This window comes from Lentzea alba (genome assembly GCF_047445655.1).
Taxonomy (GTDB): domain Bacteria; phylum Actinomycetota; class Actinomycetes; order Mycobacteriales; family Pseudonocardiaceae; genus Lentzea; species Lentzea alba_A.
Genome location: NZ_JAJAEG010000114.1, coordinates 1 through 470 on the forward strand (window position 1 = coordinate 1; position 470 = coordinate 470).

General features: G+C 67.9%; 1 protein-coding gene. It reads right to left on the reverse strand.

Annotated elements, in window-relative coordinates; all coding sequences use genetic code 11:
* On the reverse strand, positions 1-449 hold a 449-nt coding region (locus LFM09_RS50140; protein WP_414103739.1), incomplete at its 3' end, for a transposase.
* Positions 450-470: the final 21 nt, after the last annotated feature.

Here is a 470-nt window from a genome sequence, read left to right on the forward strand (position 1 = left end):
GCGCCATAGACCTCCGCCAGATGCGCGGAGATCTCCCCAGTGGTCAATCCCTTGGCGGCCAACGAGATCACCATCTCGTCCACGCCACCCAGGCGCCTCTGCCGCTTCGCGACGATCTTGGGCTCGAAGCTCGCGTCCCGGTCACGCGGCACGTCGATCTCGACCGGGCCGACGTCGGTGAGCACGGTCTTGGACCGGGTGCCGTTACGCGAGTTGCCGGTCCCGCGGCCGGCCGGGTCGTGCTTGTCGTAGCCGAGGTGGCCGGTGATCTCGCCCTCGAGCGCGGACTCCAGCACCAGCTTGGTCAGCTGCTGCAGCATCCCGCCTTCACCGGTCAGCTTCAGCCCGCTGGCCTTGGCGCTGCTCAGCAACTGTGCGACGAGCTGCTCATCCAGGCCATCCAGGCCGGTCGCGGGCTTCGAGTCCTCGGCGTTCTCCACGCCGGACATCATGTCGGTCATCAGGTGCAC